Here is a 26,186-nt window from a genome sequence, read left to right as displayed (position 1 = left end):
TTGAGGTCGTCGGTCCGGCGGGTAGGGACAGCCGGGCCGGGCACGCCGATGTCCGCGTACCCGGCCTCCAACGGTACGGCACCCGGCCGGGGCCGGGCACACCCGCCGGCTAGCTGATCTTGACCGGGTTGACCAGGTCGGCGACCAGCACCAGCAGGGTGAAGCCGATGAAGACGCTGGCCACCACGTACGCCAGCGGCATCAGCCGGGCGACGTCGAAGGGGCCCGGGTCCGGCCGCTTGAACAGACGCGCGGTGCGCCGGCGGATCGACTCCCAGACCGCGCCGGCGATGTGACCGCCGTCCAACGGCAGCAGCGGCAGCATGTTGAACAGGAAGAGCGACAGGTTGATGCCGGCCAGCAGGTTCACGAAGGTGGCGATCCGCTGGCTGCCGGGGATCTCGAGCGAGAAGACCTCGCCGCTGACCCGGGCCGCGCCGACCATGCCGATCGGCGAGTCGGCGTCCCGCGGGGTGCCGTCCACCACCGAATGCCAGAGGCCCGGGATCTTGCCGGGCAGGGCGACCAGCGACTTCACCCCGCCCTCGGCCATGTCGTACATCCGGTCGAGAGACTGGCCGAAGCCCAGCCGGACGACCCCGCTGCTCGGCGTGAAGCCGAGGAAGCCGGCCTGCACGGTCTGGCCCTTGAGCGGGATGTTGTTGGCGTCGTACTTCTGGACGTCGTTGACGGCGATGGTCGGGGTGAGGGTGAGCTGCTGCCCGCCGCGCTCCACCACGATCGGCACGGTCTTCCCGGCCGACCTGCGGATGTCCGCCTGGAGCTGGTCGTAGCTGCCGATCCGGTCCCCGTCGAAGGAGAGGACCTTGTCCCCCGGCTTCAGCCCGGCCTTGAACGCCGGGGCCGGCAGGGCGTCCGCGGGGCACTCGTCGGTGGGCTGGCCGGCCTTGACGACGCACTCCGAGACGGTGCGGATGGTAGGCACCGCCATCGTGACGCCGAAGCCCATCATCACCGTCAGGAACAGCCCGAAAGCCAGGATCAGGTTCATGAACGGGCCCGCGAACATCACGATGACGCGCTTCCACGGCTTGCGGGTGTAGAAGAGCCGCTGCTCGTCACCCTCCTGGAGCTCCTCGTAGGAGGCCTCCCGGGCGTCCTCGATCATCGTCCGCCAGGGCGAGCTGCTGCGCTGGGTGATCCGCCCGTCCTCGCCGGGCGGGAACATCCCGATCATGCGGATGTACCCGCCCAGCGGGATCGCCTTGATGCCGTACTCGGTGTCACCCCTGCGCCGGGACCAGATGGTCGGACCGAAGCCGACCATGTACTGCGGCACCCTGATGCCGAACAGCTTCGCCGTCGAGAGGTGGCCGAGCTCGTGCCAGGCGATCGAGAAGAGCAGCCCGACCGCGAAGACCAGGATGCCGACCACCGTCAAAACCGTTGCCACCGCTGGTCCTCCGTCATGCCGCTCCGCTCGTCGTCGTCAGGGGTCGTGCGCCGTCGTCAGCCGGCCGCCAGCTCGCGGGCCCGGGCGCGGGCCCAGTCCTCCGCGTGCAGGACGTCCTCGACGGTCGGAGAAGTTCCCGACGCCGGGGTGCCGTGTTCGGCCACGACCTTGGCAACAGTGTCCACGATTCCCGTGAAAGCGAGGCGGCCGTTCAGGAACGCGTCCACGCACTCCTCGTTGGCGGCGTTGAAAACGGCCGGCACGGTACCGCCCAGCGAGCCCACCTCGCGGGCCAGCTCCACCGCAGGGAAGGCCTCGTTGTCCAGCGGGAAGAACTCCCAGGTGGCGGCCTTGGTCCAGTCGCAGCCCGGCGCCGCGTCCGGCACCCGGTCCGGCCAGCCCAGCCCCAGCGCGATCGGCATCCGCATGTCCGGCGGACTGGCCTGCGCCAGAGTGGAACCGTCGGTGAACTCCACCATCGAGTGCACCACCGACTGCGGATGGACCACGACCTCGATCCGGTCGAACGGCACGTCGTACAGCAGGTGCGCCTCGATCACCTCCAGCCCCTTGTTCACCAGGGTGGCCGAGTTGACCGTGACCACCGGGCCCATCGCCCAGGTCGGGTGCGCCAGCGCGTCCGCCGGGGTGACGCCCGCCAGCTGCTCGCGGGTCCGCCGGCGGAACGGGCCGCCGCTCGCGGTGACCACCAGCTTGCGGACCTCGGCCCGGGTACCGCCGGCCAGCACCTGGAACAGCGCGGCGTGCTCCGAGTCCACCGGCACGATCTGCCCCGGCTTCGCCACCGCCTTCACCAGCGGGCCGCCGACGATCAGCGACTCCTTGTTGGCCAGCACCAGCACCCTGCCCGCCGCCAGGGCGGCCAGCGTGGGACGCAGCCCGATCGAGCCGGTGATGCCGTTCAGCACCGAGTGGCACTCCATCCCGGCCAGCTCGGTCGCCGCGTCCGGACCGGCCAGCACGGCGGGCAGCGCACGGCCGCCGGCCCTGGCGGCCAGCGCCTCGCGCAGCGCCGGCTCGGCGGCCGGGTCGGCGACCGCCACCGTGTGCACGCCCAGCCGCAGGGCCTGCTCGGCGAGCAGCTCCACCCGGCCGCCGGCCGCCGACAGGGCGACCACGGAGAACCGGTCCGGGTTGCGGAGCACCACGTCGATGGCCTGGGTGCCGATCGACCCGGTGGAACCGAGGATCACCAGCTCCCGGGGAGCGGACGGGTCCTGCACGGTCGGCGTGAAACGCAGCTGCGGGTGGGCAAGCGAAGTCATGCGCCCATTGTGTCCTGCCCGGCGGCCTCCACAGGACGCCGGGACACCCCCCGGCTACCGTCGGAGCCATGCGTACCGTCATCGCGGGGGGCCACGGACAGATCGCGCTCAAGCTGGAGCGGCTGCTCGCCGAGCGCGGCGACCGGCCCGCCGGGATCATCCGCCGGCCCGAACAGGCCGGGGACCTGGTGGACGCCGGCGCCGAGCCGCTGACGCTCGACCTGGAGGCCGCCACCGCCCCCGAGCTCGCCCGGCTGCTCACCGGCGCCGACGCGGTGGTCTTCGCCGCCGGAGCCGGTCCGGGCAGCGGCGCCGCCCGGAAGAACACCGTCGACCGCGACGCGGCCGTCCTGCTCGCCGACGCCGCCGAACTCGCCGGCGTCCGGCGCTACCTGATCATCTCCTCGACGGGCGCCGACGCCGCGGCCCGCTACCCCGCCGACCCGGTCTTCGAGACCTACCTGCGGGCCAAGGGCGCGGCCGACGACGCCGTCCGGGCCCGCACCACGCTGGACTGGACGGTGCTGCGCCCCGGCCGGCTCACCGACGGCCCGGGCACCGGCCTGGTCCGGCTCGCCCCCTCGGCCGGGCGCGGCGCGGTGGACCGGGCCGACGTGGCCGCCGTGCTGGCGGCGCTGCTGCACGAACCGGGCACGGCCGGGCGGACGCTGGAACTGGTCTCGGGCGACACCACCGTGGCCGAGGCCGTCGCGGCCGTGACCGGGCGCGGCTGAGGCCGCCACGACACGCCGGGGGCCCGGCACCGCGCGCGGTGCCGGGCCCCCGCTACGGCCGGATCAGAGGTCGAGGCCGGTGAGGACCAGGACCTTCTCCACCGTGTAGTCGTCCATCGCGTACTTGACGCCCTCGCGGCCGACGCCGGAGTCCTTGACGCCGCCGTACGGCATCTGGTCGGCGCGGTAGGAGGGGGCGTCACCGATGATCACGCCGCCGACCTCCAGCTCCCGGTGGGCGCGGAAGGCGGTCTGCAGGTCATGGGTGAACACGCCGGCCTGCAGGCCGAAGGCGGAGTCGTTGACGGCGGCGAAGGCCTCGTCGGTGCCCTCCACCCGGTGCAGCGACAGGACCGGGCCGAACACCTCGGACTTCGCCAGGATCGCGTCGGCCGGCAGCTCGGCCAGCACGGTCGGGGCGTAGGTCGCGCCCTCGCGGGTGCCGCCGGTGAGGACCTTGGCGCCCTTGGCGACCGCGTCGTCCACCCAGGACTCCACCCGCTTGGCGGCGTTCTCGTCCACCAGCGGGCCGACCTCGGTGGCCTCGTCGTTCGGGTCACCGGTGACCTGGGCCTTGACCTTGGCCACGACCTTCTCCACCAGAGCGTCGTAGACGGACGCGTCGGCGATCACCCGCTGCACCGAGATGCAGGACTGGCCGCCCTGGTAGTTGGCGAACATCGCGATCCGGGCGGCGGCCCAGTCCAGGTCCTCCTCCGAGGACCAGTCGGCGAGCACCACGGCCGCGGCGTTGCCGCCGAGCTCCAGGGTGGTGTGCTTGCGCGGCACCGAGTCCATGATCTGGTAGCCGACCTTGTCCGAACCGGTGAAGGAGATCACCGGCAGGCGCGGGTCCTGAACCAGGGCGGGCATCCGGTCGTTCGGCACCGGCAGGATGCTCCAGGAGCCGGCCGGCAGATCGGTCTCGGCCAGGATCTCGCCCAGCACCATCGCGGAGAGCGGGGTGGCCGGAGCCGGCTTGAGGATGATCGGGGCGCCGACCGCGATCGCCGGGGCCACCTTGTGGGCGACCAGGTTCAGCGGGAAGTTGAACGGGGCGATGCCCAGCACCACACCACGCGGGAAGCGGCGCACCACCGCGAAGCGGCCGGTGCCGCCCGGGTCGGTGTCCAGCCGCATGGTCTCGCCGTTGGTACGGCGGGCCTCCTCGGCGGCCCAGCGGAAGACGGAGACGGCCCGGCCCAGCTCGCCGCGGGCCCACTTGATCGGCTTGCCGTTCTCGGCGGTGATCAGCTGGGCGATCTCCTCGGTGCGCTCGGCCAGACGCTTGGCCACGTGGTCCAGCGCGGCGGCGCGGACATGCGCGGGGGTCGCGGCGAACACCGGCAGCGCGGCGACGGCGGCGTCCAGCGCCTCCTCGACCTGGGCCTCGCTCGGGATGCCGACCTTGCCGACCAGGCGGCCGTCCCAGCTGTTGTACACCTCGAAGTCCGTGTCGCCGCTCGCCCGGCGGCCGGCCAGCCAGAAATCGTACGTGGTGGTCACCGTGGTACCGGCCCTCTCCTCGTCGTCCTCAGGGCCCCACGAACGTGGGACCTGAACCGAGGGTAGGGGCGGCGGCGCGCCGACCGGATTGGCCACCGAGTAGCGTTCGCGGGCGCCGCCACTCCACCACGTCCAGCGGGCCCGCCGCTCCCGCGACTTCCGCCGCTTCCGCCGTTCCGGTCGCTCCCGTCACTCCTCGCCGGAACGCAGCGCCAGCCAGAGCTCCATCCGCACATCGGTGTCGTCCAGCGAACGGCCGAGCAGCTCCTCGACCCGCCGCATCCGGTAGCGCAGGGTGTGCCGGTGCACGCCCAGATCGGCGGCGGCCGCGTCCCACTGCCCGTGTCTGGACAGCCAGGCCCGCAGCGAGGCCACCAGGTCGCCGCGCGCGGTGCGGTCGTGCTCGCGCAGCGGACGCAGGAGCCCCTCCGCGAAGGCCGTCACGGCGTCCTCGCCGAGCAGGGGCAGCAGCGAACCCGCGCCGACCTCCTCGTGGTCCACCGAACGGCGGCCACCGCGCAGCGCCACCGCCAGCGCCCGCTCGGCCTGCGCGTGAGCGGTACCCGACTCCTCCAGCCCGGCCGGCGCCGAGACGCCCAACGACAGGCCCTCGTGCTCCTCCACCGCGCCGAGACAGGCCCGGTGCACCGCGCCGTTGTCCAGCGCCAGCACCATCAGCCGCGGCCCGTGCGCGCCGTCCTCCCGCGCCACCAGCAGCTTCTCCCCCACCCGGGCGCCGGCCTGCTCGGCCCGGTCGCCCAGCTCCCCGAGCGCCTCCGCGGCGTCCACGCCCTGCGCGGCACCGGCCACCATCACCCGTATCGTCCCCTCCGGCAGACCGCCGAACAGCCCGACCGCCACCTGCCGGGCCGTCCCCACCTCGCCCGCCAGCACCATCCGCAGCAGCGCGGCGCCCATCCGCTCCTCGGCCTGCCGCAGCTCCCGGGAACGCTCCAGGGTCAGGGTCAGCAGCGCCACCGCCGCGTTCAGCACATACCGCTCGGTCGGGGTGATCCGGTCCTCGGTACCGACCGCGAGAAAACCCCTCGCCCGGCGGTCCGCGCCCAGCGACTGGACCACCACGTAGTCCTCGTCCGCCGTGTCTATCCCCGGCGAACGGCCCTGCAACGCGGCGCTCGACGGCGCCGGACGGCGGCGCAGCCGGTCCACCTCGGCCGCCAGCCGGCCGGCCCGGCGGGCCGCCCAGTCCGGAGCCACCACCGAGAGCGCGCCCGAACCGTCGTACAGCGCCGCCCAGCCGCCCAGCCGGGCCGCCAGCCGGCGGACCACCGCCGTGGTGCCGTCCTTGCCGAGCGCCGCCCGGGTCAGCTCCTCCTGCGCCTCGAAGCTGGTCGTCACCGCCTCGTACTGCTCGGCGGCGAGCGCCGCCGAGACCACCTTGCTGATCGCGATGAACGGCGTCGGCTCCGGCACCCGCAGCAGCGGCAGCCCGCGCTGGGCGGCCGCGTCCACCAGCGGCTGCGGCACCTCCGTGTGCGACAGGCCCACGCCGAGGCCCAGCCCCACCACGCCCGCGTCGGCCAGCCGGTGCACATACGCCTGGAGCCGGGCGGCGGTGCGGCCCAGCTTGATCCCGGTGGTGAGCAGCAGCTCACCACCCTCGAGGAACGGCGTCGGATCGTCCAGCTCGCTGGTGTGCACCCAGCGGACCGGCCGTTCCAGATGGTCCCCACCGGCGAGGACCGTCAGATGGAGCGAGGTGTTGCGGACGACGGAGGCGAGTGTGGGAGGCATGGCACCTTCGGGGGAACGACCCGACCGCGCCGTTGCGGCCGGGCGAGGAGAGGGGCGGAGGGTCTGACGAGGGTCTCTCCCCTTCATTATGGACGCTCCGGACAACCGGCACTGCCGAATCCACCTCCGAGGCGATACCTGGGGGCGCCGTCCCGGCGGAACGCGGCCCGCCGGTTCAGTCCCGCAGGTCCACCAGCAACGGCGGCACCTGTTCCCCCGACACCGCTGTCAGCGACACCACCGCGTGCCCCGCCGGCAGCGCGTGCGCGAGGTCCGACGGCGACCAGCGCAGCCGCTCCACCTCCCGGGTGGTGACGGACTCGGTCTGCGCCGTGGTCCCCGACAACGCCTTGCGCCCCAGCCGCCCGGCCCGGCGCAGCAGGCCGCCCGAGGTGTCCGGAGTGTGCGTCACCGCCGTCTCGCGGACCAGATGCGTACCCCAGGCCTCGGAGAACAGCCGCCCGTCCCACGGCGCGATCCCCGGGAACGCCATCCGGCAGCCGACCGCGCCGAACAGCGGCGCCCGCAGCGCCTCCGGCAGGTCCACCAGGGTCCGCAGCAGCAGCACGGCGCCCGCGTTGGCCCCGCGCATCCGCTGCAGACCCCGGACGGTGTGGGCGTCCAGCGCCGCCGAGACGTCGTCCACCACCAGGCCGGCGAAGAGCGACCGGTCCTCGCGAACGCCGGCGGCCTGGACGAACTGGCCCACCACCAGCCGCGAGAGCATCCGCGCCGCCTCCGGGTGACCGCGCTCGGGCAGCTTCACCCGCACCCGCAGCGGGTGGTCCAGCACCCGCATCGCGAACGGCGGCCGACCGGTCCCGTCGGTCGCGAACGCCCCCTCGAAGGCCGGGCGGTCCAGCAGCGCCAACCGGTCCGCCAACAGCGCCCCCGGATCGTCCGCCCGGCCCCGCTGGCGCTCACGGTGGGCCAGGTCCCGCTCGTACAGGGCCAGCCGGCCGGCCGTCCCGAGCGCCTTCGCCAGGGCGCCCAGCGCCTCCGTCTCACCCCCGAGCAGCGCCCGCAGTTCGCGCACACCCGGGTAGCGGCCGTACGCGGCGTGGAACGGGCCGACCACCTGCTGAAGCGCCGTCCGGGCGCTCTCCGCGCGGGCCGTCAACTCGTCCGGCAGCAGCGCCTCGGCCAGCCGGGCGGCCGCCTCGTCCGGATCCCGCGCCGCGCCGTAGAGGTCCAGGCCGTACGCCGAGCCCGGGTCGCCCGGGGCGATCACCACGTCGTACCAGGCGTCCGGCCCGAGGTCCGCCTCCGCCGATCCGATCACCACCGCGCACGCCGTGCCGGCCAGTGCCTGCAGGCAGAGCGCCTCGGCCACCGGCCGGGCCAGCCGCGCCGTCTTCCCCGTCCCGGCCGGGCCGACCGCCAGCAGCGAGGTGCCGAGCACGGCCGGGTCCAGCGCGAAGCCGGCGGCCCGGTGCGTCAGCGGGTTCTTCGGCACGTCCTGGGTGGTGCCGAGCCGGACCTGACGCAGCAGCAGATCGTGCTGCTCGTCCCGCCCCGGCAGCTCCCGCACCTCGGAGGGGTGCGCGAACGCCGCCGCGCCGCGGGCCGCCACCTGGGCGACGAAGGCCGGCACGAACACCGGATCCGCCTGCGCCAACTCCCACGCCTGCCGAATCCGCACGTAGTCGATGTCGCCGACCGCTTCCCCGTCCAGCCGCCCGGCGGCCACGCCTGCCCCGCCGGCCCGCAGCACGACCCAGGGGTCGGCCGACCGGGCCGCCGCCTCCGCCACCTCGGCGTCCGCCGCGGGCGCCTCCTGGGTCACGGTGCGCGACAGCAGCGGCGCCACGTAGCGCCGCCACACCTCCGGCCAGCGGCCCATCCGGCCGAAGACCTTGATCACGACGGCGAGGACGACCGCGTTGACGACCAGGAGGGTGAGCATGGCCTCGGACTCAGACGGTTCGGCGAGGGGCCCGATGCCTGTCTGCCCCCCGAACCAGACGAGTACATACGTCAGCAACTGTGTTCCGTACAGGTAGGCGAACCACCCCACCACTGCGTTCAGCACCGCACGAAGGAGCAACGGCCACGTCGGAACCCTGCCGGCCTCCGCCCGGTCGGGGTCGATCTGCCGGTAGCCCTGCCGGTAGATGCCGGGGGCGGCCTCCGGCCGCGGGGCCGCGACCCAGGCGGAGAGGTCGAAGGCGGGCCCGGCCGCACCCGTCGGGCGGTGGGGGCGTTGGTGGGGCATGGGTGCAGGGGGTGGGGCTGTCGCCCGCTCGCCGTGGCTCCGCGCCCCGTCCAGTCCCATGTACGGCCCCGCTCCCTCGCCCGCCCGGCCCGACGTCGTCGGTGCCGCCATACCCATGCCGCCGCACCGGCGACACGCCCGCGCTCAATGTAGTGGAGCGAAGCCGCCGGGCCGTCGCACTACCCGCGCTGGCCGCCTCGGACAAGTCGGACGGCTGAGTGCTACCGAGTGGCGCATGCCCGGCCGGGGAGGGCGGCCGTAGCCTGCGAAGCACCGAGCCGAGAAGTCTGGAGAAACCCATGAGCGCCGCAACGCCGCTCCCGCAGGAGCGCCGCCTGGTCACCGCGATCCCCGGTCCGAAGTCGCAGGAGCTGCAGGCCCGCAAGCTGGGTGCGGTGGCGGCCGGCGTCGGCACCACCCTGCCGGTGTACGTGTCCCGTGCCAACGGGGGCGTCCTGGAGGACGTGGACGGCAACTCGCTGATCGACTTCGGTTCCGGCATCGCCGTGACCAACGTCGGCAACAGCGCCGAGGCCGTGGTGGCCAGGACGACCGAGCAGTTGGCCGCCTTCACCCACACCTGCTTCATGGTGACCCCGTACGAGGGCTACGTGGCCGTGGCCGAGCAGCTCAACGAGCTGACCCCGGGCGACCACGAGAAGCGCACCGCGCTGTTCAACTCGGGCTCCGAGGCGGTCGAGAACGCGGTGAAGATCGCCCGCGCCTACACCAAGCGCACCGCCATCGTGGTGTTCGACCACGGCTACCACGGCCGGACCAACCTCACCATGGGGCTGACGGCGAAGAACATGCCGTACAAGCAGGGCTTCGGCCCGTTCGCCCCGGAGATCTACCGGGTGCCGGTGGCCTACCCGTACCGCTGGCTGACCGGTGCGGAGAACGCCGCCGCCGAGGCCGCCGCGCAGGTCATCGAGACCATCAACAAGCAGATCGGCGCCGACAACGTCGCCGCGATCATCATCGAGCCGATCCAGGGCGAGGGCGGCTTCATCGAGCCGGCCAAGGGCTTCCTGCCGGCGATCGTGGAGTTCGCGAAGGCCAACGGCATCGTCTTCGTCGCGGACGAGATCCAGACCGGTTTCTGCCGTACCGGCCAGTGGTTCGCCTGTGACGACGAGGGCATCGTCCCGGACCTGATCACCACCGCCAAGGGCATCGCCGGCGGTCTGCCGCTGTCCGCGGTGACCGGTCGCGCCGAGATCATGGACGCCGCGCACGCCGGCGGCCTGGGCGGCACCTACGGTGGCAACCCGGTGGCCTGCGCCGCCGCGCTGGGCGCCATCGAGACCATGAAGGAGCAGGACCTCAACGGCAAGGCGCAGCGGATCGGCGAGATCATGCTGGGCCGTCTGCGGGAGATGCAGGAGAAGTTCGGCATCATCGGCGAGGTCCGCGGCCGCGGCGCGATGATCGCCGTCGAGCTGGTGCAGCCGGGTGGCAAGGAGCCGAACGCGGCGGCCACCGCGGCCATCGCCAAGGCCTGCCACGCCGAGGGCCTGGTCGTGCTGACCGCCGGCACCTACGGCAACGTGCTGCGCTTCCTGCCGCCGCTGGTCATCCCGGAGCACCTCCTCAACGAGGGCCTGGACATCCTGGAGGGCGCCTTCGCCGCTCTCTGAGCCGGTGGAGCCCGACAGGTGACACACCCGCCGGAGGGATGTCCGGACAGCGCTGAACGGCCCGTGGGGACCTCTGGTCCTCGCGGGCCGTTCGGTCTGCACCGCCGGTTCGTTACGTTCGGCCGTTCGAGCGGGTTCGAGCCGGTTCGGGCAGCTGTACGGGGGACGCCGCGGCCTGGCCCGGCGGGCGGTGAAGATGCTGTGCGGAATCGCCGAAGCTCCTCGGCGGGGCAAATCCGTTGACGTAGGGTCATGACAGATGGACAGCGAGCCTCAGCCATTGGCGGACCGGTCCGCGGCACCGCCCTCGCCGGCGGATCCGCGAGTCGTCCGCGAGGACGACCGGGCCGCCCCGGAGAAGGCGGCGCACACCGAAGACCGATCGACCGACCGTCCGGCCCACACCCCCCGGGGCGCACGGAACGGCGATCGTCAGAGCCGCCCCGGAGCTACCCCCCCTGCTCCGGGGCGGCCATCTCGCGTCGTGGGCCGCCTGGCCGGATCGGTCGCGCTGCCGCTGGTGCTCGCGGTCGTGCTGGTGCTGGTGTCCTGGCAGGTGGCCGTCGACGGCCCGCTGCTCGGTCTGGACCACTGGGCCCGGCACACCGTCCGGGCGGCCAGGCACGACCTGCACAGCACCATGCTCAACCACCTCGGCAAGGCGCTGTCGGACCTCGGGAGTTCCGTCCCGGCGGTCCCGGTGCTGCTCGCCGGTGGCGCGCTGGCCGCCGGGCGGTCCCGCCGGGCCGGGGTGCCGCGCTGGTGGCTGCCGGCGGTGGTGGCGGTGCTGACGACCGGGCTGATCCCGCTGCTGGTCGTCCCGGCGAAGGCCTGGTTCGCCCGGCCCGGCCCGTTCGGGGTGCCGCTGGCGGCGGACCAGTGGGGCTGGTACCCGTCCGGGCACACGGCCACCGCGACCCTGGCGTACGGCGTCGCCGCGCTGCTGGTGGCCCGTACCGTCGGCGCCCGCGCGGGGCGGCGGCTGACCGCGGGCGCCGTGCTGCTCTCGGTCGGCGTCGGTCTCGGACTGCTGTGGAGCGACTACCACTGGCTGCTGGACGTGGTGGCCAGCTGGTGCCTGGGCGGCCTGGTGCTGTGGGCTCTCGCCCGCCGGCTGCCCCGGGGAGCCGGGCGGCGGGCGTAGTCGTCAGCCCTCGGCGGGCTCGTCGTTGCGGTGGACGAGACCGGGCTCGCCGTTGTCACGGTGCCATTCGACGACCAGTTCGTCGCGGCTGCCGAAGCGGACGAGGTGGCGGCCGACCACGTCCTCCAGGCCGGGCAGCTTCTCGGTCTCGCCCTCGACGGCGAGCAGCAGCGCGTCGGGGGTGGCCTCCAGGGTGGCGGTGCCGGCGCCGAAGGCGAGGGTGCCGCGGCCGGTCTCCTCGGACCAGTGGGCCTCGATCTTGCGGCCCATGTGGCTGGCGAGCTGCTTGGCGTAGCGGGCGGAACGGTCGGTGGTGACGCGGGCTTCGGAGCGGGGCACTGGTCCTCCAGGATCCTGGGAGGGAACTTAGGGTGCCCTCACTCGGGGCTACGCTAACCCAGATACTGAGCCTTGCTCAACATCTTTCCGGATCCGCGCGCCCGGGGCCGGTCCACGCCCCCGCCCCACGGCCGGAACCGGCCGATACCCTGGGGCGGACACCTGCCGAGGAGACCGCCCATGACCACCACGCCGACCGACGACGCGGCGAGCTCCTCCCCCACCCCGGACCCGCCGGACGCCCCGGCGCCGGCCCCGCAGGACACCGCCGCCGAGCTCGCCGACGCGATGACCCGGGCGATCAAACGGATCCGGCGCCGCACCAGCGAGCGACTGGAGCCCTACGGCATCACCCCCGGTCAGGGCCGCGCCCTGCGCACCCTCGCCCACGCACCCGGCTGCGAGCTGCCGGACCGGGCGATGCGGCTGAGCGACCTCGCGGACCGGCTGCACATCGCCCCCCGCTCGGCCACCACCGTGGTCGACGCGCTGGAGGAGGCGGGCCTGGTCGAACGCAGCCCGGACCCGGCCGACCGACGCGCCGTCCGGATCCTGCTGACCGAGGCCGGCCGGTCGGCGGTGGAGCGGATCGGGCAGGTCCGGCACGAGGTGGCGCAGGAGTACTTCGGCCAGGTCAGCCCCGCCGACCAGGACGTGCTGCTGCGAGTGCTGCGCTCCGCCGAGAGCCGCTACGCGGCCGCCACGCCACCACGGCGGACAGCGCCCCCGGGCGCAGCGCGGTGATCCCGATCCCGGCGATCACCAGCAGCGCGGCGCCGGCGGCGAGCGGGCCGACCCGCTCGCCGAGCAGCAGCCAGGCCGAGGACATCCCGAACACCGGGACCAGGAGCGAGTAGGGCGCGACGGCGGTGGCGTCGTAGCTGCGCAGCAGGAAGCTCCAGGCGACGAAGCCGAACAGAGTGGAGACCAGCCCGACGTACCCGATCGCGCCCAGGCCGGCGGGGGTGATGTCGCGCAGCGCCCGCAGGTCGGCGGCCGGGCCCTCGACCAGCAGGGAGAGCCCCAGCAGCGGCAGCGGCGGAACGGCGCTGACCCAGACCATCCAGCGCAGGGCGTCCGGCGGCGCGGCCCGGCGGGTCAGCACATTGGAGAGCCCCCAGGCCAGCGCGGCGAGGACGACCAGGACGAAGGCGCCGAGCGGGCCGCCGAGGCCGCGGTCGACCGCGCTGAGGCCGATGCCGGAGAAGGCGACCGCCAGTCCGGCCAGCCGCTGCCCGCCGGGCCGTTCCCGCAGCAGGACGGCGGCGAACAGCACGGTGAAGACGGCCTGGCCCTGGAGGACCAGGGAGGAGAGCCCGGCGGGCATCCCGGCGTGCATGCCCAGGAAGAGCAGGCCGAACTTGACCACCCCGAGCGTGAGGCCGACCGCGAGGACCCACCGCCGGGCCACCTTGGGCGGGCCGACGAAGAAGACCGCGGGGACGGCCACGACGGCGAACCGCAGGGCGCAGAAGAGCAGCGGCGGGAAGTTCTCCAGGCCGACGTGGATGAGGACGAAGTTGAGGCCCCAGACGGCGGCCACCAGCACGGCCAGGGCGATGTGACGCGGGCTCATGCTGCCGCCCGGGGCGGCGGGTGCGGTGGTCATGGGTCGAGCATGGCCGCCGAAATCGTGTAGCACCAGCGATGAGTTCTGAAGGTAACCGTTTAACATTGCTGCATGATGGATCTGGGGCGCCTGCGGGCACTGCACGCGGTGGCCGTGCACGGTTCGGTCGGCGGAGCGGCGGCCTCGCTCGGTTTCACCCCGTCGGCGGTCTCGCAGCAGATCGCCAAGCTGGAGCGCGAGACCAGGACGGTGCTGCTGGAGCGTCAGGGCCGCGGCGTGGTGCTGACCGACGCCGCCCGCGAGCTGGCCGCCACCGCGCAGGCGGTGCTGGGGCTGGTGGAGCGGGCCGAGGTACGGCTGGAGGAGCAGCGCGGCCAGGCGGTCGGACGGCTGCTGGTCGCCGCCTTCGCCACCGGCGCGCGGGGGCTGATGCCGGGCGTGCTCGCCGACCTGCGCGCGCGCTGCCCCGAGCTGGACGTCCGGCTGCTGGAAAGCGATCCGTACCCGGCGGCCGAGCTGGTGGCACGGGGCGAGGTGGACCTGGCGCTGGTCCAGGACTGGCCGACCGTGCCGCTGCCGGTGCAGGAAGGGCTCTCCCGGATGGACCTCGGCGCGGACCCGGTGGATCTGCTGCTGCCCGCCGGGGATCCGCTGGCCGGGTCGGCCGTGGTGCCGGTGCGGCGGCTCTGCGGGCAGCCCTGGATCAGCGTGCCACCGGGCAACATCTGCCACGACTGGCTGGTTCGCACCCTGCGCGAGGCCGGCGAGGAGCCCGATGTGCGGTACCAGGTCGGCGAGTTCGAGACCCAGATCGCGCTGATCGCGGCGGGCCTGGGCATGGGCCTGGTACCGCGGCTCGGCCGGGGCGCCCTCCCGCCCGGGGTGGTCTCCCGGCCGGTGGTACCGGAGCCCGCCCGCCGGGTGTTCGCCCTCTGGCGCACCCAGGCCTCCCGGCGCCCGGCGATCACCGAGGCGCTGGCCGCGATGCGGGAGCGGTGGTCCGCCCCGGCCTGCTGACCGGCCGGTCGGGGCGGGCCCGGCGGAGATCCGCCGGACCGGCCCTATCCGGCGAGGCCGATCACCAGCCACATGAAGCCCACCCCGACGAGGGTGCAGAGCAGGGTGCTGCGGGAGGGGTGCGGGCTGTGCGCCTCGGGGAGGATGTCGGAGGTCGCCAGATAGAGCAGGAAGCCCGCGAAGAAGCCCAGGTAGAGGCCGAGCAGATGGTGGGGGATGGTGAAGAGCAGGGTGATCGCGGCGCCCGTCACCGGGGCGAGCGCGTCCGCCGCGAGCAGCGTCAGCGCCCGCCGCCGGTCGTTCCCGTACAGCCGGGTGATCGTGTACGTGTTGAAGCCGTCGGCGAAGTCGTGCGCGACCACGGCGATGGCGACCACCGTCCCGACCGTGGTCCCGGCCTGGAACGCCGCGCCGATCGCGAAGCCGTCCATCACGCTGTGCCCGACCAGGGCCAGCGCGGCGGTCACTCCGACGCCCTGGTAGCCGTTGCCGGAGGCGGTGGTCACCTGGTCCTGGACGTGGTGGTGGCCGTGGGTGTGGGCGGCGTACTCGCCCTCGTGGCCGCGGTGGATGGCGACCGCGCGCTCGATGACATGGATGGTCAGGAACCCGGCCGCGAACATCAGCAGGGCCTGGGGCACTCCGTGGATCTCGGCCGGCGCCTCGTGCAGTGACTCCGGCAGAAGGTCGAAGGCCACCACGCCGAGCATCAGCCCGGCGGCGAAGCCGAGCACCAGATGGCGCCGGTCACCGGTGCGCTGGGCGACGTAACCGCCGATCAGCTTCATCAGGAACGCCCCGGCGGCGACCAGGACGGCGGTCACCGCCGCTCCCCCGCACCGGGTACCGCTGTACCGGGTACCGCGCCCATCCCGCCTCCCCCGCGTCCCGCCCGGGCCCGGGCCGACCACCGACCGGTGCCGGGCAACCCCTCGGCCGGGCCATGCGGGCCGCTACCCGGGGCGCCGCCGCCCGGCCGGGCCCGGTCAGCCCGGCACCCGCGCCCCCAGCGTCACGCCGCTCCCGGCCCGGCGCCCGTCGGACGGGCCGACGGGGTGAGGCACCACGGTGTCCGGCCCGGCGGGCGCCCGCCGGTCTACCGGCCGACGGCGAGCGGCAGGCCGAGGTGGGTACAGGCGAGTTCGCGTACGCCCTCGCCGTCGACCAGGTGGATGTGCTGGTGTCCGTCCTCCCCGGAGAGGTCGAGGGCCTCGTCGGTGAAGCGGCCGGTCGTCAGGCGCAGGCCGCGTTCGGCGGACTCCTCGCGGACCGCCTCCGCCAGCGTCCTGATCTCCTCCTCCCCCACCGGCCCGGGCCCCCGGGAGGCCCAGACCACCCAGCGGCCGGGCAGCGCGCTGTCCGGTGCCCCCTCGCCGGTGGCCACCAGCCCGGCCGGGCCGCGCAGCCGTACGCTCCACTGCGCCAGCCCGCCGCAGGTGAGCAGTTCGCGGACCAGCTGGGCGAACTCGTTCGCCGAGAGGTCCGGCGCGGACGGCACCGTGGCCCCCGCCACGGCGGCCGGTTCGACGCCCGCCCGGGCGTAGGGATCAGGGGTGACGGCGGCGCCGAGCTGGCGCAGCCGGACCAGCGCCTCGTCCTGTTCGGCGTCCGCGTACACGCCCTCGCCGTCGTGCTCCTCGTAGGGGGCGGCGGGCGGCAGCAGTCTGGTCCTGGCCAGCGCGTCCCGGTCGGCGTCCACGCTCACCAGGCAGAGCGGCTCCGCCCCGCCGGGGTCGCGCAGCCAGCCGTTGAGCACCACCCCGGCCAGTATCTCGTCGGTGTCGACGGCGTCGGCGGCCTGCAGCGCGCGCAGTGCCAGCCGGGCCACCAGCCGGAGGTAGTCGGTGGCCCGGTCGGCCGGCGGGCGCGGCACCGGCAGGATGTCGCCGTCCGCGCCGAGCCGGTAGCCGGTCAGCGACGGCACCAGGTCGAGCGGCGGCAGGTCGAGGTCGAGCACGGCGGTGCGGGTGAGCGGGCGGAAGACGGCCCGGCAGGGCGCGGGGAGGTCCTGGGTGGCCGTCTCGGCGGCGGCCAGCGCTCGCTCCAGCAGAGACTCCACGGCGGCCGGCTCGGCCAGCCGGTACGCCCGCCGGCACTCCTCCAGGGTCTGGTTGTACTCACGCACCGCGCGCGCTCTGGCCTGCTCGGCCTCCTCGTGGACCCGCCGGGACTCGTCCGCGGCCGGGCTGCCGGCCTCGGCCTGCCGGGTGCGCCACTCCCGCAGGGCGCGCTGGTGGGCCAGCCGGGCCTGGGCCAGTTCGCGCTGGTAACCGGAGTCGAGCAGGCGGCGGGTCGGCGCCGCGTCGGGGTCGGTCGCGGGCGGCTCGGCGGGAGCGAAGTCGGCCCAGCGCGGCTCGGCGCCGTCGGCCTCCGCCTCCGGGCCGGCCGCCCGGTAGGGACGTGGCTCGTAGCGGCGCAGCTGGCTCTCGAAGTCCATGGCCGAGACCGGCAGCGCGGCCCGCCGCAGCAGGTCGGCCAGCCGCTCACGCTCGGTCCGGACGGCGAGCGTGCGGTGGTGGGTCAGGGCGGCGGCCCGGGCGTGGGCGGCGACGGACTCGTCCACGCCCTCCCCGGACGGTCCGTCACCACCGCCACCACCGCCACCACCGCCACCGTCATGGCTGTCGGCCCGGCCACCGCTGCGACCGCCGGCGTCGGCGTCCCCCTCGCCACCGCCCGGCCCGTCGGCGCCGAGATCACGGAAGACCGAGGCCAGAAAGCCCGGTTGGGGCACGGGGACGGTGGCGGTGCCGTCGGACTGGCCGTCTGCTGAGTACTGCATCGGTCGTCGTTCCCCCATGCTCGTCCGGCGCCTGCCCGGGGCGGCCGGCGACCCCGCGGCCCTGCCCCTGCGGGACATTGTCCACCGAACGGGCGCACCGGGCAGCCAAGCCTCTCAGTTGGTCCGGGTGTTGGTCAGGTGCAGACCGATGTAGCCGACATAGATCCGGCCACTGCCCGAGCAGTCGTCGAGGTAGTGCAGCCGGGGTGCGGTGCGACCGCCGCCGATCCTCAGGTGTGCGCCCATGAAGGCACGCCGGGAGACGTCCACGCACTCCGGTACCGGCAGCATCCGCTCCCGTTTCCACTTGGTGTGGCTGAACACCGTCCGGGACTCCCCGCGCACCGCCTTGCGGGGCGGGAAGCGGTGGCAGCCGGCCGGGGTGCGTTCGCACCACTGCTTGAAGTCGCCGCCCGCCTCGCCGCGCACCGCCGCTTCGGCGTACTCCTGGAGGGCCGTCAGGCCGTCCCAGGTGAGCCGGGCCCAGGAGGCCCCGGCGCACTGCAGTCCGTCGAGGGCGAGCGTGGTCTTCTGGTCCCCCGTGAAGGAGAGCAGCGGGAACTCGCCCAGTCTGGTCATCAGCTCGGTGAACGTCCCGGGGGCGTCGATCCAGTGGCTGGGGGAACCGGCCGGGCCGACCGGACCGGAGTGCCCGCCGGGCATGGTGGGCAGGACCGCACCGCCGGGGCCGGCGCAGAGCCGGCCGGTCATCCCCCGCACCGGGGCACCGCCGTGGCGTGCCCCGGCCTGTTCGTCACCCGGCGCCGGCCGCCGGCGGTCGCGGCGGCGCTCACGGCGCAGGCTGTGCCGTACCAGCTCCAGCTCGTCGGCTCTGGCCTGCTGCTCGGCGCGGTCCTGCCGTTCCTCACGGACGAGCGCCGCCAGCTCGGCCCGGGCGTCGGCAGCGGCCCGGTCGGCGTCCGCCCGCGCCCCGGAGGGCGGGGCCACGCGGAGCACCGGGACGGCGGCCAGCGGTGGCGGCAGCGGCTGTTCGGCGGCGAGCCGGCGCGGCTCGCGGGCCAGCAGCCCGGCCGCGCGGCGGATGTCCTCCTCTATCCGCTGACGGGCCAGTACCGGGTGCCGGGCGCCGTCCTGCCGGGAGGCCGGGTCGACCTCGGGCAGGTAGGTGCGCACCGCCCCGCCGTACACGGTGTGGTACTCCAGGGCGACGTTGAACTCGGTGCGGGCGCCCGGGTCCAGGACGTAGGCGGTCGCGAGGCCGGGCAGCTGGTGACAGAGCGGGCGGACGACATCGGCGAGCCACTGGTCGAGCCCGAGGTTGACCGGGACGCTGGCGACCACGGTGGGCAGCCGGCGCTCCGGGTCGCAGAGTTCGTCGATCAGACCGCCGACCTGGCCCGCGGTCAGCACCTGCGGGGAGAGGTGGACGGCGGCCGGGCCGTCGGTGGCGTCGAGCAGGGGCAGCAGGGTACGGGCGAGCTCGGGCACGGGCACTCGGCAGGGTGTCCGCACACCGCTTCCGGTGGTGTGCGTCTCGGCCTCCAGCCGGACCCAGGTGGGGCCCTCGGCCCCGGTCGCTATGGTGAGGGTGAGCTGGTGGGTGCCGTGCGGCGCCGGGGTGCGCAGCCGGCGGCGGTGGTACCGGCCGGTGCCCGGGCCGCCGCGCAGCGGGCCGTGGTCGCGGTCGAGCAGGACACGGTCACCCAGCCGCAGGCGCTCGGCGGGGGTGTCCGGGGCGTCAGGGGTGTCGGGGCCGACGGGCTCCCGGACGGCCGGCGGGGGCTCCTCGCAGCCTTCCTGTTTCAGCCAGGCGCCCAGGCCCTGGTCGGCCAGGGCGACGGCATCGGCGTGCGGGAGCGCGGTGGTGACGGTCATCCGGTAGGGCGTCGCGGGCCCCCGGGGGGCGAACAGCTCGGCTCGGGCGGGCGACGGGAAGCGGTCCGAGGTCATGCGCATACCTCCGTGGTGCGGGGTGGGGTCTCTCGTCCTCCATCGATGAGGTCATTTCGTCCGGTTCGGCCGGATCCTTGCCCAGGAAACGCCACAGCCCGGAGCGGAAGTTCCAACTCCGGGCCACGTCAATACGTTCGAGTGAATCTGCTCAAGCGGCCCGCCGGAACGGGCCGTCATCTGCTTCGGTCGCCGTCCGGCTCAGCGGGCCGGTTCAGGGGGCGACTCAGGGAGCGGTCGGCTCAGGTGCCGACGGGCCCGGTACCGCTGCGGCTCCACGCCGGCTCCGCCACCGGCACGGCCAGCGGGCAGCCCGCCGGGGTGTCGTAGCTGGCGATCAGCACCACGGGAACGCTCCCGTGGTTGCGGCCCACGTGGATGTGGACCGAGCCGGCCTCCTCGACCAGCGAGCCCCCGGCACGGGTGACCTCGACCCGCCCGTCGTACAGCGTCCGGGTCAACGTCCCGGACAGCACCACCACCTCGACCCGGCCCGGATGGTAGTGCCAGCCGGTGCTGGCCCCCGGGGGCAGGGTGATGGTCTGAACGAGGGTCATCTCGGTCGGCTTCCTGATCGGCGGTCGGACCAGGCTAGGCAACCGCGACGGCCAGTCGAAACCAGCCGGCCCCGATCTGTCCGAAAGTCTGTCCGAAACCATCGCGCCGGTCGGATCCGTCGGATTCGACGGACCCGACGGTTCGACGGGTCCGACGTTCAGACCGGCACCTCGACATACGTCCGGCCCGCCGCCACCGCAACCGCCGTACCGCCGGTCGCCTCGGCCAGCCAGGTGTGGAAGTCCGCCACCTCGGGCTCCGGCACGCCGACCTCGATCCGCACCCCGGCCGCCTCGTACGCCAGGTCGCGCACCGTGTACCCGGCCGCCCGCAGGTCGTTCTCCACCCGGCCGGCCCGGGTGTGCCCGGCCGTCACCGCCAGCAGCGCCACCGGCCGCCGCTCCAGCAGGCCCACCTCGTCCACCGCCGCCGACACCGCGTTGCCGTAGGCCCGCACCAGGCCGCCCGCACCGAGCTTGATCCCGCCGAAGTACCTGGTCACCACGGCCACCGTGTCGGTCAGCCCGCGCCGGCGCAGCACCTCCAGCATGGGCACGCCGGCCGTGCCGCCCGGCTCGCCGTCGTCGCTGGAGCGCTCGCGCCGCTGTTCGTCGCCGACCACGAAGGCGGTGCAGTTGTGCCGGGCGTCCCAGTACCGCTTGCGGATGCCGGCGATGAACGCCTGTGCCTCCTCCTCGTCGGCGACCCGGGCGAGATGGCAGATGAACCGGGACTTCTTGATCTCGGTCTCGTGGCTGCCGTCGCGCCGGATGGTGAGGTACGTCCTGGGGGTCGGCTCCGGCGTGGCGGACATGGCGCGGTGGTTCTCCCGGAGACGACGAAGGCTGGCGGTACCGGCCGGGTACGTCCGGGCGGTACCGCCAGCCTAAGCCGTGTCGACGGCGGGTCGGCCGGTCAGCGGCCGGCCAGGGTCTCCAGCCGGATGCGGTCCAGGCCGGTCAGCGAGGTGACCTCGGCCGGGTCGACCGCGCCGCAGTCCAGACCGCGCAGCAGATGGCCGCTGAGCGCCCGGGCGGTCGCGGGCTCGTCCAGCACCTCGCCGCCCGTCCGGGCGACGTAGGCGGCCAGCCGGGCGGCGGCGGCCGCCAGACCCTCGCGGTAGAAGGAGTACACGGCCGCGTAGCGGGTCGGCAGGTGCGCCGGGTGCATGTCCCAGCCCTGGTAGTACGCGCGGGCCAGCGAGCGGCGGACCAGGTCGTGGTGGAGCTTCCAGGCGGCGTGCACGCGGGCGGTGGAGCCGGTCGGCACGACGTTGGTCGAGCCGTCGGAGAGCCGGACGCCGGTACCGGCCGCGGCCACCTGCATCACCGCCTTCGCGTGGTCGGCGACCGGGTGGTCCAGGCTCTGGTGGGCGGCGCCGACCCCGCAGGAGGCGCTGTAGTCGAAGGTCCCGTAGTGCAGACCGGTGGCCCGGCCCTCGGCGGCCTCGATCATCCGGGCGACCGTGGCCCGGCCGTCGGGGCCCAGGACGGCCTGGGTGGTCTCGATCTGGATCTCGAAGCCGAGCCGCCCGGCCGGCAGGCCGGCGCCGCGCTCGAAGTCCTCCAGCAGCCGGACCAGCGCGGTGACCTGCTCGGCGTACGTCACCTTGGGGAGGGTGAGGACCAGGCCGTCGGGCAGACCGCCGTCGGCCAGCAGGGTGGCGAGGAACAGCTCCAGGGTGCGGATGCCGCGGTCACGGACGGCCGCCTCAAGGCACTTGATCCGGATGCCGAGGTACGGCGGCGCGCCGCCGTCCGCCACGGCGGCGGTGACCAGCCCGGCGGCGCGGACGGCGGCCGCGTCCTCCTCGGCGTCGGGCCGCGGCCCGTAGCCGTCCTCGAAGTCGATCCGCAGGTCCTCGACCGGTTCCCGCACCAGCTTGGCCCGGACCCGGGCGTGCACGTCCGCGAGCAGGGCGTCGTCCGGTACACCGAGCGCCCGGGCCAGCTCGGCCGGGGTGCCGGCGTGGGTGTCGAAGGCCTCCAGGGCCTGGCGGCCCCAGTCGCGGACGGTGCCGGCGGTGAAGGCGTCGGCCGGGACGTAGACGGTGTGGACCGGCTGCCGGGTACCGGGGTCGCCCGGGTAGCGACGCGTCAGGTCGGCGTCGACCGGGGCGAGCAGCGCCTCCACGGCGGCCCGGGCGGCGCGGGAGAACGAGGCTCCGCCCACCGGCCCCTGACCGTCCGCCGCGACCTGCGACATCCGCGCTCCTCCATGCCGAACCATCAGTTCAACAATTTGTTGCGGCGAAGGTAGCCCCGCCGGAATCGGGCGTCAATGGCCCGCGGCCCGGTGGACGGGCGGCCGCGACGCGTCACTCCCTCCCGGCGGCGGCGTAGCGGTCGCGCAGCTCGGGGAAGAGCTCGGCGACGTCCTTCGGGTTCACCGAACCGTCCGGACGGGTGCCGGTCACGCCGTACTCCCTGGTCAGCCAGTCCGCGAGGCGCTGCGGGTCGGGATGGTGCTCGAAGGTGTCGATGTACGTCACCAGTGCCTCGAAGCACAGCTCGGGGTCGAGCCGGGACGGCACGGTGCGCGGCGCGGAGTCCTCCGGGTGGCCCGGCTGCCGCGGGTGGTCGGTGTCCTCGGGAGAGCCGGGACCCTGCGGGAGCACGGGCTCCTGCGGGAAGTCGGCGTACTCGGCGTCGTCCGGGTGGCCGTGGGTGGCGGTGTCGGCCTGCGCCACCCCCTGCTGGACGGGCAGCGGGGTCGACGGGCGCGGCGGCTTGAACCACGGGGAGGCCTGGCCCGGCACCCGGCCGCCCGTCGTGCCGTCGTCCTGGTGACCGGTGGTCCGCACCGGACGCTCGGTCCAGACGTTCAGCTCCTCCCTCGGCGGCGGCGGTGCCTGCTCCGCGTCCCCGGCCGGCTCCTGGGCGGCGCGCAGCCGTACCGCGGCGAGCTTGGCGAGCACCGGCGCGGCCACCTCGGCGGGCACCGCCGCGACGGCGGCCGGAGCCGGTTCGGGCTCGGGGTGCTGGGACTGGGTCTGAGGTCGGGGCTGGGGCTGGGGCTGGGGCTGGGGCTGGGACTGCTGCTCCGGGGAAGAGGGCCCGGGCTGCGGCTGGGTGTCGGCGGCGGCGCCCGATGGGATGGCCGCGGCCACCGGACGGCCCTCGGCCAGCTCCCTGGCCTCACGGGCCTCGCGCGTCTCGTCGTCCAGCCGGTCGAGTACCGCCGGGTCGAGCGGCACCCCGTACTTGGCCAGCTTGAGCGGCAGCAGCGCCTGGATCGGCGCCGAACGGCGCCAGCCGCGCCCGTAGCGGAAGCGCAGCTGGGCCCGGTAGACCAGCCGGTTCTGCTCCAGCCGGACGACCTCGTCGTAGGAGCGCAGCTCCCAGAGCTTCATCCGTCGCCAGAGCCGGAAGGTCGGCACCGGCGACAGCACCCAGCGCATCAGCCGGACGGACTCCATGTGGCGGTCCGCGGTGATCGCGGCGATCCGGCCGACGGCGTGCCGGGAGGCCTCGACGACGACCACGAAGAGCACCGGGATGACCGCGTGCATGCCCATCCCCAGCGGATCGCCCCAGGAGGCGGCCGCGTTGAAGGCGATGGTGGCGACCGTCAGCAGCCAGGCGGTCTGCCGCAGCAGTGGGAAGGGGATCCGCAGCCAGGTCAGGACCAGGTCCAGCGCGAGCAGGACGACGATACCGGCGTCCACGCCGATGGGGAACGCGTAGGAGAAGGTGCCGAAACCTTTCTCCTCCGCCAGGTCCCGCACCGCGTTGTACGAGCCCGCGAAACCGATGCCCGAGATCAGGCAGGCCCCTGCCGCGACCATGCCGAGCAGGACCCGATGGGCCTTGGTGAGCGATGGGCGTGCCATTACGTCTATCAACCCCTGGATGTCGGCTGCTGCCGTACGCTGCCTCGGCTGCCGATTCCCACGTGTCGGGGCGCCGGACGGCTGAGCAACCTCCGGGCTCGGCCCCCCGGAGTTTACTCGCACACCTGTTTCAGCGTTCTCGCAGCCCGGGGTGTCACTGCCCGCCGCACGCGGGGGACGCGGACCCGGTGGGGTGTCAGCCGCTCCGCTCCACCGTTCCGTTGAGATAGGCCAGCACGGCGAGCACCCGGCGGTTCGCGTCGTCGGCCGGGGCGAGTTCGAGCTTGGTGAAGATATTGGCGATGTGCTTGGCCACCGCGCCGTCGCTGACCACCAGTCGGCCCGCGATGGCCGAGTTGGAACAGCCCTCCGCCATCAGCTCCAGCACCTCCCGCTCGCGCGGCGACAGGCGCTGGAGCGGACCGGGGCGGCGGGCGGTGCTCTGCATCAGCTTCGCGATCACGTCCGGGTCCATCGCCGTACCGCCGTCCGCCACCCGGCGGACCGCGTCGATGAACTGGCCGGCATTGAACACCCGGTCCTTCAGCAGGTACCCGATCCCACCGGTGCCGTCCGCCAGCAACTCCCGTGCGTACAGCTGCTGGACGTGCTGCGACAGCACCAGCACCGGCAGGCCCGGGATCTCCCGGCGCGCGCTGAGCGCGGCCTGCAGTCCCTCGTCGGTGAGCGTCGGCGGCAGCCGCACATCGACCACCGCCACGTCGGGACGGTGCGTCAGCAGCGCGTCCAGCAGCTCAGGGCCGGTCTCGACGGCGGCCGCGATGGTGAAGCCGTGCGCTTCCAGCAGCCGGATCAGGCCTTCGCGAAGGAGGTAGAGGTCCTCGGCGAGGACAACTCGCACGGCAGCTCCAGGGTGATTGTGGTCGGACCGCCCGACGTGCTGTCGATGGCGAGGACACCGTCGAAGGTACCCAATCGCCGTTCGATCCCGCGAAGGCCGGTACCCCGGGTGGGGTCCGCCACGCCGATGCCGTCGTCCGTCACCGTGATCCGCAGTGTGCCGGCCCGGTACAGGATGTCCACCCAGACCTGCTCCGCGGCCGAGTGCTTGGCGGCGTTGGCCAGCAGCTCGCTGATGCTGAAGTACAGAGCCGCCTCGACCGGCGCCGGCGGGCGGTCCGGCAGGCTCACGCAGACCTCGGTCGGCAGCGCGCTGTCCAGCGCCAGCGCCCGGACGGCATCGCCCAGTCCGCGCTCCGCGAGCACCGGCGGGTGGATGCCGCGGACCAGGTCGCGCAGTTCCTGGAGCGCTCGCGCGGAGGACTGCCGGGCCTCCGAGAGAAGCTCCCGGGCGGCGGCCGGGTCGGTGTCCATCAGGTGCTCGATCGTGCCCAGGGTCATTCCGATCGCGACCAGCCGGGCCTGCGCACCGTCGTGCAGGTCCCGCTCGATCCGCCGCAGCTCGGCCGCCTGGCTGCCCACCGCGTCCGCCCGGGTCTCGGTCAGCTCCGCCACCCGCTTGGCGAGCTGGGCGTGCGAGGACCACCCGTCCTGGTCCAGGACCCTGCGCGCCAGCTCCGCGTAGGCCCGCACCGCGTACGGCGCCACCAGCACACCGAGCACGATCAGCGCGATCCCCAGCACGGAGTTCACCAGGAGACCGACGAGCGTCGGGGGCAACGGCCCGAATCCGTTCATGAAGACCGGCTGCGCGACGGTGTAGCCGGCACCGATCAGGAGCAGAGCGGCCACCGGGCCCGCCAGGGCGGCCGCCGCGAGCGGGTTGACCACCAGCCAGCCGATCTCGGCGCGCGTCGCCCGGTCCCGGGCCGCCCAGTGCAACAGCTGCCCGACCTTCGCCACGGCGTGGGACCGGTGATACGAGTACCCGGTCCACCAGTAACCGCGCTCGTCCAGCTCCAGCGCCGGCCGGGGGCCGTACTCGACGGGCAGCCGGATGCCGTACCAGCGCTCCAGCTGAGCACGCGTCCGGTTCGCCGTGCGCCGGACGAACAGGCCGCCGGCCGCAAGCCCCGCGGTCGTCCCCACCAGCACACCGACCAGGACCGCCGCCGGAAGGTAGTACTGCAGGATCGACGCGACCGCCCCGCCCACCAGCAGCGCCGTCGCCAGCGGCACCGCGATGGCCGGCACCGTCGCCACCGCCAGCAGTGCCAGCCGGGCCAGCGCCCGGCGACCTGACAGGAAGGCTGCCTCGGTCTGGGCGCGCATCGTCGTGCCGCTCATTCGGCTCGCTGTTGTCAAGGGTGCTCCTGATGCCGGTACCGATCGTCCTGACTCAGTGTTCCCTGCACCGCCGGCCCGAGGCACTGGCCGTCCTACCCCAGTTCCGAGGTGGACTTAGCACCACCCCCGCTGCCGCCGTGCCCTGCGCGCGCTGCCGTAAATACACAGCAATACACAGCCGTAAACGCAGAGAACCCCCACCCGGAATCGGGTGGGGGTTCTCTGGAATGATTGTTCGGCGGCGTCCTACTCTCCCACAGGGTCCCCCCTGCAGT

The 26,186-nt window shown here is 74.2% G+C and carries 21 protein-coding genes; 5 read left to right on the top strand and 16 right to left on the bottom strand.

Translation table 11 applies throughout. The annotated features are described in order from the left end of the window. Positions 1-109: 109 nt before the first annotated feature. Both AB0P06_RS25640 and dxr read right to left on the bottom strand, forming a co-directional pair. Entirely contained in the window at positions 110-1,414 is a 1,305-nt protein-coding gene (locus AB0P06_RS25640) for a site-2 protease family protein (protein ID WP_363611168.1), read from the bottom strand. Positions 1,415-1,470: 56 nt separating this feature from the next. Next, the gene (dxr, locus tag AB0P06_RS25635; protein WP_363611166.1) at positions 1,471-2,700 is read right to left on the bottom strand and encodes a 1-deoxy-D-xylulose-5-phosphate reductoisomerase; all 1,230 of its coding nucleotides are present in this window, start codon (positions 2,698-2,700) and stop codon (positions 1,471-1,473) included. A gap of 68 nt (positions 2,701-2,768) precedes the next feature. Between dxr and AB0P06_RS25630 the strand changes: the two genes are divergently transcribed. Next, entirely contained in the window at positions 2,769-3,434 is a 666-nt protein-coding gene (locus AB0P06_RS25630) for an NAD(P)H-binding protein (protein WP_363611164.1), read from the top strand. Positions 3,435-3,497: 63 nt separating this feature from the next. Here AB0P06_RS25630 and AB0P06_RS25625 read toward each other — a convergent pair whose 3' ends face one another. The 3 genes from AB0P06_RS25625 to AB0P06_RS25615 form a co-directional block, all read right to left on the bottom strand. Further along, positions 3,498-4,940 (bottom strand): aldehyde dehydrogenase family protein, encoded by a 1,443-nt coding sequence (locus AB0P06_RS25625; protein ID WP_363611162.1) that lies wholly within the window; start codon positions 4,938-4,940, stop codon positions 3,498-3,500. 189 nt (positions 4,941-5,129) lie between these two features. Continuing rightward, positions 5,130-6,695 carry a PucR family transcriptional regulator gene (locus AB0P06_RS25620; protein WP_363611160.1) on the bottom strand — a complete coding sequence of 522 codons (1,566 nt, stop codon included), beginning with the start codon at positions 6,693-6,695 and terminating at the stop codon, positions 5,130-5,132. 175 nt (positions 6,696-6,870) lie between these two features. Next, positions 6,871-8,910, bottom strand: coding sequence for an ATP-binding protein (locus tag AB0P06_RS25615; RefSeq protein WP_363611158.1), 2,040 nt, complete (start codon positions 8,908-8,910; stop codon positions 6,871-6,873). Positions 8,911-9,209: 299 nt separating this feature from the next. Between AB0P06_RS25615 and gabT the strand changes: the two genes are divergently transcribed. After that, positions 9,210-10,550, top strand: a complete 1,341-nt coding sequence (gene gabT, locus AB0P06_RS25610; protein WP_363611156.1) for a 4-aminobutyrate--2-oxoglutarate transaminase — start codon at positions 9,210-9,212, stop codon at positions 10,548-10,550. Between the two features lie 484 nt (positions 10,551-11,034). Continuing rightward, the gene (locus tag AB0P06_RS25605) at positions 11,035-11,694 is read left to right on the top strand and encodes a phosphatase PAP2 family protein (protein WP_363611154.1); all 660 of its coding nucleotides are present in this window, start codon (positions 11,035-11,037) and stop codon (positions 11,692-11,694) included. A gap of 3 nt (positions 11,695-11,697) precedes the next feature. On the opposite strand, the gene AB0P06_RS25600 is transcribed toward AB0P06_RS25605, so the two are convergent. After that, positions 11,698-12,033: a DUF2218 domain-containing protein gene (locus AB0P06_RS25600; RefSeq protein ID WP_363611152.1), complete on the bottom strand. Its 336-nt coding sequence runs from the start codon at positions 12,031-12,033 to the stop codon at positions 11,698-11,700. A 180-nt stretch (positions 12,034-12,213) separates the two neighbouring features. On the opposite strand from AB0P06_RS25600, the gene AB0P06_RS25595 reads away from it, so the two are divergent. Next, complete coding sequence (locus AB0P06_RS25595; protein ID WP_363611150.1) at positions 12,214-12,777, top strand: MarR family transcriptional regulator; 564 nt, start codon at positions 12,214-12,216, stop codon at positions 12,775-12,777. Here AB0P06_RS25595 and AB0P06_RS25590 read toward each other — a convergent pair. Then, positions 12,668-13,609: an EamA family transporter gene (locus AB0P06_RS25590; RefSeq protein WP_363611236.1), complete on the bottom strand. Its 942-nt coding sequence runs from the start codon at positions 13,607-13,609 to the stop codon at positions 12,668-12,670. The genes AB0P06_RS25595 and AB0P06_RS25590 overlap by 110 nt on opposite strands. A gap of 105 nt (positions 13,610-13,714) precedes the next feature. Between AB0P06_RS25590 and AB0P06_RS25585 the strand changes: the two genes are divergently transcribed. Beyond that, on the top strand, positions 13,715-14,620 hold the full coding sequence (locus tag AB0P06_RS25585; protein ID WP_363611148.1) for a LysR family transcriptional regulator: 906 nt from the start codon (positions 13,715-13,717) through the stop codon (positions 14,618-14,620). A gap of 44 nt (positions 14,621-14,664) precedes the next feature. Here AB0P06_RS25585 and AB0P06_RS25580 read toward each other — a convergent pair whose 3' ends face one another. The 9 genes from AB0P06_RS25580 to AB0P06_RS25540 all read right to left on the bottom strand — a co-directional run bounded on the left by AB0P06_RS25580 (position 14,665) and on the right by AB0P06_RS25540 (position 25,911). Further along, positions 14,665-15,444 (bottom strand): ZIP family metal transporter, encoded by a 780-nt coding sequence (locus AB0P06_RS25580; RefSeq protein ID WP_363611146.1) that lies wholly within the window; start codon positions 15,442-15,444, stop codon positions 14,665-14,667. 272 nt (positions 15,445-15,716) lie between these two features. Then, positions 15,717-17,402 (bottom strand): restriction endonuclease, encoded by a 1,686-nt coding sequence (locus tag AB0P06_RS25575; protein WP_363611144.1) that lies wholly within the window; start codon positions 17,400-17,402, stop codon positions 15,717-15,719. Between the two features lie 114 nt (positions 17,403-17,516). After that, entirely contained in the window at positions 17,517-19,313 is a 1,797-nt protein-coding gene (locus AB0P06_RS25570) for a hypothetical protein (RefSeq protein WP_363611142.1), read from the bottom strand. Between the two features lie 242 nt (positions 19,314-19,555). Continuing rightward, positions 19,556-19,870 (bottom strand): cupin domain-containing protein, encoded by a 315-nt coding sequence (locus AB0P06_RS25565; RefSeq protein WP_363611140.1) that lies wholly within the window; start codon positions 19,868-19,870, stop codon positions 19,556-19,558. Positions 19,871-20,028: 158 nt separating this feature from the next. Next, a complete protein-coding gene (locus tag AB0P06_RS25560) occupies positions 20,029-20,685 on the bottom strand; it encodes a YigZ family protein (RefSeq protein ID WP_363611138.1) in 657 nt (218 codons plus the stop codon). A gap of 101 nt (positions 20,686-20,786) precedes the next feature. Continuing rightward, entirely contained in the window at positions 20,787-22,076 is a 1,290-nt protein-coding gene (locus tag AB0P06_RS25555) for an aldolase/citrate lyase family protein (RefSeq protein WP_363611136.1), read from the bottom strand. Between the two features lie 112 nt (positions 22,077-22,188). Next, on the bottom strand, positions 22,189-23,703 hold the full coding sequence (locus AB0P06_RS25550; RefSeq protein WP_363611134.1) for a DUF2637 domain-containing protein: 1,515 nt from the start codon (positions 23,701-23,703) through the stop codon (positions 22,189-22,191). A gap of 196 nt (positions 23,704-23,899) precedes the next feature. Further along, a complete protein-coding gene (locus AB0P06_RS25545) occupies positions 23,900-24,565 on the bottom strand; it encodes a response regulator transcription factor (protein WP_363611132.1) in 666 nt (221 codons plus the stop codon). Then, entirely contained in the window at positions 24,517-25,911 is a 1,395-nt protein-coding gene (locus AB0P06_RS25540; protein WP_363611130.1) for a histidine kinase, read from the bottom strand. Before AB0P06_RS25540 ends, AB0P06_RS25545 begins: the two co-directional genes overlap by 49 nt. Between the last annotated feature and the right edge of the window lie 275 nt (positions 25,912-26,186).

The sequence above is a fragment of the Kitasatospora sp. NPDC088351 genome (assembly GCF_040685575.1).
Lineage (GTDB): Bacteria > Actinomycetota > Actinomycetes > Streptomycetales > Streptomycetaceae > Kitasatospora.
The sequence above is the reverse complement of the archived record's forward strand: the minus strand, read 5'-3'. Positions and strand labels throughout refer to the sequence as shown.

Excerpts from the sequence above, each read along its gene's own strand:
- AB0P06_RS25560 (WP_363611138.1), bottom strand. The coding sequence starts at position 20,685 with ATGTCCGCCACGCCGGAGCCGACCCCCAGGACGTACCTCACCATCCGG.
- AB0P06_RS25565 (WP_363611140.1), bottom strand. The coding sequence starts at position 19,870 with ATGACCCTCGTTCAGACCATCACCCTGCCCCCGGGGGCCAGCACCGGC.
- AB0P06_RS25555 (WP_363611136.1), bottom strand. The coding sequence starts at position 22,076 with ATGTCGCAGGTCGCGGCGGACGGTCAGGGGCCGGTGGGCGGAGCCTCG.
- AB0P06_RS25550 (WP_363611134.1), bottom strand. The coding sequence starts at position 23,703 with ATGGCACGCCCATCGCTCACCAAGGCCCATCGGGTCCTGCTCGGCATG.
- AB0P06_RS25595 (WP_363611150.1), top strand. The coding sequence starts at position 12,214 with ATGACCACCACGCCGACCGACGACGCGGCGAGCTCCTCCCCCACCCCG.
- AB0P06_RS25630 (WP_363611164.1), top strand. The coding sequence starts at position 2,769 with ATGCGTACCGTCATCGCGGGGGGCCACGGACAGATCGCGCTCAAGCTG.
- AB0P06_RS25585 (WP_363611148.1), top strand. The coding sequence starts at position 13,715 with ATGATGGATCTGGGGCGCCTGCGGGCACTGCACGCGGTGGCCGTGCAC.
- AB0P06_RS25575 (WP_363611144.1), bottom strand. The coding sequence starts at position 17,402 with ATGCAGTACTCAGCAGACGGCCAGTCCGACGGCACCGCCACCGTCCCC.
- AB0P06_RS25620 (WP_363611160.1), bottom strand. The coding sequence starts at position 6,695 with ATGCCTCCCACACTCGCCTCCGTCGTCCGCAACACCTCGCTCCATCTG.
- AB0P06_RS25540 (WP_363611130.1), bottom strand. The coding sequence starts at position 25,911 with ATGAGCGGCACGACGATGCGCGCCCAGACCGAGGCAGCCTTCCTGTCA.
- dxr (WP_363611166.1), bottom strand. The coding sequence starts at position 2,700 with ATGACTTCGCTTGCCCACCCGCAGCTGCGTTTCACGCCGACCGTGCAG.
- AB0P06_RS25590 (WP_363611236.1), bottom strand. The coding sequence starts at position 13,609 with ATGAGCCCGCGTCACATCGCCCTGGCCGTGCTGGTGGCCGCCGTCTGG.
- AB0P06_RS25570 (WP_363611142.1), bottom strand. The coding sequence starts at position 19,313 with ATGACCTCGGACCGCTTCCCGTCGCCCGCCCGAGCCGAGCTGTTCGCC.
- gabT (WP_363611156.1), top strand. The coding sequence starts at position 9,210 with ATGAGCGCCGCAACGCCGCTCCCGCAGGAGCGCCGCCTGGTCACCGCG.
- AB0P06_RS25615 (WP_363611158.1), bottom strand. The coding sequence starts at position 8,910 with ATGCCCCACCAACGCCCCCACCGCCCGACGGGTGCGGCCGGGCCCGCC.